Below are 5,627 nucleotides of genomic sequence, written 5' to 3'. Positions count from 1 at the left end.
TTTCAATCAGCAGCAACTCCTGGTGCATGTACGGCAGCCCGACGGGGATCACCAGTCGACCGCCGGGCCGCAACTGCTCCGTGAGCGGCGGCGGGACGTGGGTAGCGGCGGCGGTGACGATGATGCCGTCGAAGGGGGCATGCTCCCGCCATCCTTGGTGGCCATCCGCTTTGCGAACCTCGATATTGCCGTAGCCGAGGCGGTGCAGGCGCCCGGCCGCCTGTGCCGCCAGCTCAGGGATAATCTCCAGGCTGTAGACCTGGCGGACCAGTTCGGCAAGCACCGCCGCCTGGTAGCCCGAGCCGGTGCCAACCTCGAGGATCACAGCATCCTTTTCGGGATTGAGCAGGTCGGTCATCAGGGCGACGATGAACGGCTGCGATATCGTTTGCCCATCGCCGATCGGCAGGGCGTTGTTGGCAAAGGCGTGCGCCCGGATATCGGGCGGCACGAACTCATCCCGCGGCACCTTCGCCATCGCCGCCATGACTTCCGGGCGGATGGCGCGGAGGCCGGTGTAGCCGGCGGTCAGGGCGCACTCGGCTTCGATGGTGCGCAGCATCTCCTGAATTCTGGCCTGACGGCTGGTGGCAAAGAGCATGCGTCGCTTCTCCGTTCGGCAATCGGGCTGTTTCTCTTTAACCAGTATCACGCCCGGGGCGAAGGTCAAGCGGAAGGGTGGCGGCGTCAGCCGGCTGCTTGCGGAAGATGCCGGACGCCTCCGGCCAGGGGGTGAAGAGGGCTCCTGCCGGGCCGAGCTGCTCCTTGCGGCCGATCATCAGCGCGCCGCCCGGCCGCAGCGCCTGCCACAGGCGGCGGGCCGCGAGGAGGCGGCGCTCGCCGTGGTAGTAGGTGAAGGCGAGGTAGCGGCAGAGAATCAGGTCGAGGCCGACGGGGAGGGGATCGGTCATCAGGTTATGGACGGCGAAATGGACCTGCCCGGCGATGGCCGCATCGAGGCGCCAGCGGTGGTCCTGTCGGCGGAAATAGCGCTGGCGCAGGACCGCCGGCACCTCGCGCAGCGAGCTCACGGCGTAGACGGCCGCCCTTGTCCGCTCCAGGCTGGCGGCGTCGATGTCGGTGGCGAGGATATCCACCGGTCGCGGTGCAAAACGCTCCCGCCACAGAAGCGCCAGGGTATAAGGCTCCTCCCCGCCGCAGCAACCGATGCTCCAGAGGCGAAGCGGATCGGTCGGTGACCTCTCCCGCAGCAGGGTGGGCAGTACGGTCTGGAAGAGGCCCTCCCAGAGCTGCCGCTCTCGGAAAAAGCGGCTGACGGTCACCCGCATCCGGTCGGCCAGACCGGCCGCCTCGGTCGGGTCGCTCCGCAGCCGTTCCAGATAGCCGGCAAAGCCGTCGAGGCCGAGTTCCCGCAGGCGCGCCTCGACCCGGTGTCGGCTGGTTCGCCGCCGGTACTTGCGCCATTCCAGATCAAGGGGCGGGCAGGCCGCCTTGAGGAACTCGTCGAAGGTCATCCCGGTCACGCGGTGCTTTCGAGGCCAGGGGAAATAATCGTGTCGTCTCTTTGTGCGGGCAACCCGATCGTAGCCGCATTATACCAGCTTTTCCGCGTGGCTCCGCCGACGGGCGATGCCGCGAAGGGCGAAAGGCCTTGAACGCCCGCGGGCACCGGTGTAAAGTATCGTCTTTATGGTTCTGGCTTGGACCGCCGCCTTGAGGAACTCATGACCACCGCTTTTTTCGACAAGACCCGCAGCCTGCTGGAGATGATCAAGTTCTCCCACACCGTCTTCGCCTTCCCCTTCGCCCTGATGGGGGCGACCCTGGCGTCGCTGGCCAGCGGTGCGCCGCCGAGCGTCGGCCAGCTTTTCTGGATTTGCGTCGCCATGGTCGGCGCCCGCAGCGCGGCGATGGGGCTCAATCGCATCATCGATGCGAAAATCGACGCCGGGAACCCCCGCACCGCTTCCCGCCACATCCCGGCCGGCAAGGTCTCGCGGGTCGAGGCGTGGCTGTTCGTCGGCGTTTCGACCGCTCTGCTGCTGTGGGCGGCCTGGATGCTCAACCCTCTCTGTTTCTTCCTGGCACCCGTCGCTCTCGGCCTGTTTGTCCTCTATGCCTTGTGCAAGCGCTTCACCTCCCTGGCGCACCTGGTCCTCGGCGTCTGCCTGGCAGGAGCGCCGATCGGAGCCTGGATTGCCCTGCGCGGCGATCTCCAGTGGCCGGTGGTGGCGCTGGGGCTGGCAGTCCTCTTCTGGGTGGCCGGATTCGACATCTTCTATGCCCTGCAAGACGTCGACTACGACCGGGAGAAGGGCCTGCACTCGATCCCGGCGCGGCTCGGCGTCAAGAACGCCATTCTGGTCGGCAAGGTTTTCCACGGGGTGATGGTGGCGCTGCTGGCGCTGCTGCCCCTCGGCGTGCCCCTGGGCTGGATCTACTACCTGGGGCTTTTTGTAGTCTGTGGACTGATCGCCTACGAGCACCGGCTGGTCAAGCCCGACGACCTTTCGAGGCTCGACGCCGCCTTTTTCAACATGAACGGCTGGATCAGCGTGACCATCTTCCTCTTCACGCTGGTCGACGCGCTGGTGTAATCAACAGGTAGGGGCGCTGCTTGCCGCGCCCAAGGGGGCGGAGCAAGCGCCGCTCCTACAAAGGACCATTTCCATGAAACAGATCGTCGTCGCCATCACCGGGGCCTCCGGATCGATCTACGGCCTGCGCCTGACCGAGGAGTTGCTCAAGGCGGAGTGCCGGGTGGCCCTGCTGCTGACCAGGTCGGGGCTCGACGTGCTGCGCTACGAGACGGGACTCGAATGGGAGGGCCCGCCCTCGGCGTGCAAGCAGCTGATGCGCGACTACTTCGGCGGCAGCAAGCGCCTGGAGCACTACGACGAGAGGGATCTCTTCGCCCCCATCGCCAGCGGCTCCTCCGCTCCCGACGCCATGGTGATCGCCCCCTGCTCGCTGGGGACGGCGGGGCGCATCGCCGCCGGCATGAGCGAGAACCTCGTCGAGCGGGCTGCCGACGTGGTCCTCAAGGAACGGCGCAACCTGATCCTCGTCCCCCGGGAGACGCCGCTCAACCAGATTCATCTGGAGAACCTGCTCACCCTGGCCCGCGCCGGCGCCCACATCCTGCCGGCGATGCCGGCCTTCTACCACCGGCCGAAGACGGTCGAAGCACTGGTCGATTTTGTCGTTGGCAAGATCCTCGACAGCCTCGGGGTCAAGCACAGGCTCTTCCAGCGCTGGGGTGAGGAGAAGGGATGAACAATCAACAGCATGAACCCAGAAAGGATTTTTTCGCGCAAAGCCGCAAAGAACGCAAAGAAGTGCAAGAGCATCGGGGTCTTCGGAGCGACTTTGCGCCTTGAGCGAGCGCAGCGAGTGGGCGTGAGGCAAGAATATTCATGACCAGACTATTTGAAAACATCCGAACCAAGATCGAAAACGGCGCCCGCGTCTCCGACGCCGAGGCGCTGGAACTCTTCGCCGCCGACGACCTGCTGGCGATTGGCGAGCTGGCCGCCCTGGCCAACCGTAAGAAGAACGGCCAGCGGGTCTTCTTCAACGTCAACCGCCACATCAACTACACCAACCTCTGCGTCAACCGCTGCACCTTCTGCGCCTTCAGCAAGGGGGTGGATGACGATGGATGCTACACCCTGGCGCTCAACGACATCCTCGAAAAGTGCGCCGAGGCTGCTGCCTGCGGGGCGACGGAGATCCACATGGTCGGGGGGCTGCACCCCGATCTTCCCTTCGACTTCTACCTGGAGATGCTTGCCGCCATCCGGGCCGACAACCCGCAGTTGCACATCAAGGCCTTCACCGCCGTTGAGATCGACTACTTCGCCAGGATTACCGGTCAGCGCGTCGAGCAGGTGATCGCCGAGCTCAAGGAGGCGGGACTCGGCTCGATGCCCGGCGGCGGGGCGGAGATACTGGGAGAGCGGGTGCGGGCCAAGATCTGTCCGGAGAAGATCTCCGGCGAACGCTGGCTGGAGGTGACCGAGACGGTCCACCGGGCGGGCCTCAAGACCAACGCCACCATGCTCTTCGGCCACGTCGAGGAGTACGCCGACCGGGTCGATCACCTCGCGAAGCTGCGGGCGCTGCAGGATCGCACCGGCGGCTTCCAGGCCTTCATCCCTCTCGCCTTCCAGCCCGACAACACGCGGGTTCCCGGCGCCAAGGGGGTCGGCGGGGTCGATGCCCTCAAGACCCTGGCCATCAGCCGCCTCTATCTCGACAATTTCCGGCACGTCAAGGCCTACTGGGTGATGCTCGGACTCAAGATTGCCCAGGTGGCCCTCGCCTTCGGGGTCAACGACCTCGACGGCACGGTGGTCGAGGAAAAGATCGGCCACGACGCCGGCGCCGACTCGCCGCAGGCGCTGGCCAAGGAGCAGATCGTCGGCCTCATCCGCAAGGCGGGCAGGGTGCCGGTGGAGCGGGATACGCTGTACAACGCGTTGAGAACCTATTAGCCACAGAGTTCACAGAGGACACAGAGAAAAACGGAGCCTTGTATGGCATTAAACATCAACGCCTTTATCGTTGGTCTTTTCCGTGATCTCTGTGGCAAAAGAATTTTGGTTTTATGATGAATAAGATCCGCCACAAAATCGCCGCCGGCGTCCCGCTTTATCGGGAGGAGGCTCTCTGGCTGCTGACCGAGGCCGACCTGCTCGCCGTCGGCAAGCTCGCTGACGGCATCCGGCGCCGGATGCACCCGCACGGCCGGGTGACTTTCGTCGTTGACCGCAACGTCAACTACACCAATGTCTGCCAGTCCCAGTGTAAATTCTGCGCCTTCTACCGGCCGGCGGAGGCGGTTGATGCCTATGTCCTGCCTTACGAGACGATTCTGCGCAAGGTGGCCGAGCTGGTCGAGCATGGCGGCACCCAACTGCTGATGCAGGGGGGGCTGCACCCCGACCTGAAGATCGAGTGGTTCGAGGAGATATTCCGGCAAATCAGGAAAAGCTTCCCGGCGGTGCAGATTCATTCGTTGTCGCCGGCCGAGGTGATCCACATTGCCAGTCTCTCCGGGCTCGCCATGCCCGAGTGCCTGCGCCGGCTGCAGGCGGCGGGGCTCGCCTCGGTCCCCGGCGGCGGCGCCGAGCTGCTGGTCGACGAGGTCAGGAAAGAGATCTCCCCCAACAAGATCGGCTGGCGCGACTGGGCGGCGGTGATGGAGGAGGCGCACGCCCTGGGGATGCGCACCACAGCCACCATGATGTTCGGCAGCCGGGAGAAGCCTGAGGACATCGTCGAGCATCTCTTTCGGGTGCGCGAGATCCAGGCGCGGACCGACGGTTTCACCGCCTTCATCCCCTGGACCTTTCAGCCCGCCAACACCGAACTCGGCGGCGAGACGGCGAGCGGCGTTGAATACCTCAAGGTCCTCGCCCTCTCGCGCATCGTCCTCGACAACGTCGAAAACATCCAGGCGAGCTGGGTCACCCAGGGGGCGATGATGGCGCAGGTGGCCCTCTTCTTCGGCGCCAACGACCTCGGTGGCACGATGCTCGAGGAGAACGTGGTGGCGGCCGCCGGCTGTTCTTTCCGCCTGTCGATCGAGGAGATCATCGAGCTTGCCCGCGGCGCCGGCTTCATCCCGGCCAAGCGGAATACGCTGTACGAAATACTGGAAC

6 protein-coding genes are annotated in these 5,627 nt (G+C 65.0%); 4 read left to right on the top strand and 2 right to left on the bottom strand.

Going from position 1 to position 5,627, the window contains the following annotated elements; all coding sequences use genetic code 11:
• Positions 1 to 601 (bottom strand): protein-L-isoaspartate(D-aspartate) O-methyltransferase (locus tag VD811_00470; protein HXV19444.1); only part of this gene is annotated, 601 nt, incomplete at its 3' end.
• A gap of 37 nt (positions 602 to 638) precedes the next feature.
• A complete protein-coding gene (locus VD811_00465) occupies positions 639 to 1,475 on the bottom strand; it encodes a protein-glutamate O-methyltransferase CheR (GenBank protein ID HXV19443.1) in 837 nt (278 codons plus the stop codon).
• A gap of 210 nt (positions 1,476 to 1,685) precedes the next feature.
• Here VD811_00465 and VD811_00460 point away from each other — a divergent pair, with 210 nt between their 5' ends.
• The 4 genes from VD811_00460 to mqnC form a co-directional block, all read left to right on the top strand.
• A complete protein-coding gene (locus VD811_00460) occupies positions 1,686 to 2,558 on the top strand; it encodes a UbiA-like polyprenyltransferase (GenBank protein ID HXV19442.1) in 873 nt (290 codons plus the stop codon).
• A 73-nt stretch (positions 2,559 to 2,631) separates the two neighbouring features.
• A complete protein-coding gene (locus VD811_00455; GenBank protein ID HXV19441.1) occupies positions 2,632 to 3,237 on the top strand; it encodes a flavin prenyltransferase UbiX in 606 nt (201 codons plus the stop codon).
• 140 nt (positions 3,238 to 3,377) lie between these two features.
• On the top strand, positions 3,378 to 4,457 hold the full coding sequence (gene mqnE, locus VD811_00450; protein ID HXV19440.1) for an aminofutalosine synthase MqnE: 1,080 nt from the start codon (positions 3,378 to 3,380) through the stop codon (positions 4,455 to 4,457).
• 113 nt (positions 4,458 to 4,570) lie between these two features.
• Positions 4,571 to 5,627: cyclic dehypoxanthinyl futalosine synthase (mqnC, locus tag VD811_00445; protein ID HXV19439.1), on the top strand; the 1,057-nt coding region annotated here is incomplete at its 3' end.

The sequence above is a fragment of the Desulfuromonadales bacterium genome (assembly GCA_035620395.1).
Classification (GTDB): Bacteria; Desulfobacterota; Desulfuromonadia; order Desulfuromonadales; family DASPGW01; genus DASPGW01.
The sequence above is the reverse complement of the archived record's forward strand: the minus strand, read 5'-3'. Positions and strand labels throughout refer to the sequence as shown.

Excerpts from the sequence above, each read along its gene's own strand:
- VD811_00465 (HXV19443.1), bottom strand. The coding sequence starts at position 1,475 with ATGACCTTCGACGAGTTCCTCAAGGCGGCCTGCCCGCCCCTTGATCTG.
- VD811_00460 (HXV19442.1), top strand. The coding sequence starts at position 1,686 with ATGACCACCGCTTTTTTCGACAAGACCCGCAGCCTGCTGGAGATGATC.
- VD811_00455 (HXV19441.1), top strand. The coding sequence starts at position 2,632 with ATGAAACAGATCGTCGTCGCCATCACCGGGGCCTCCGGATCGATCTAC.
- mqnE (HXV19440.1), top strand. The coding sequence starts at position 3,378 with ATGACCAGACTATTTGAAAACATCCGAACCAAGATCGAAAACGGCGCC.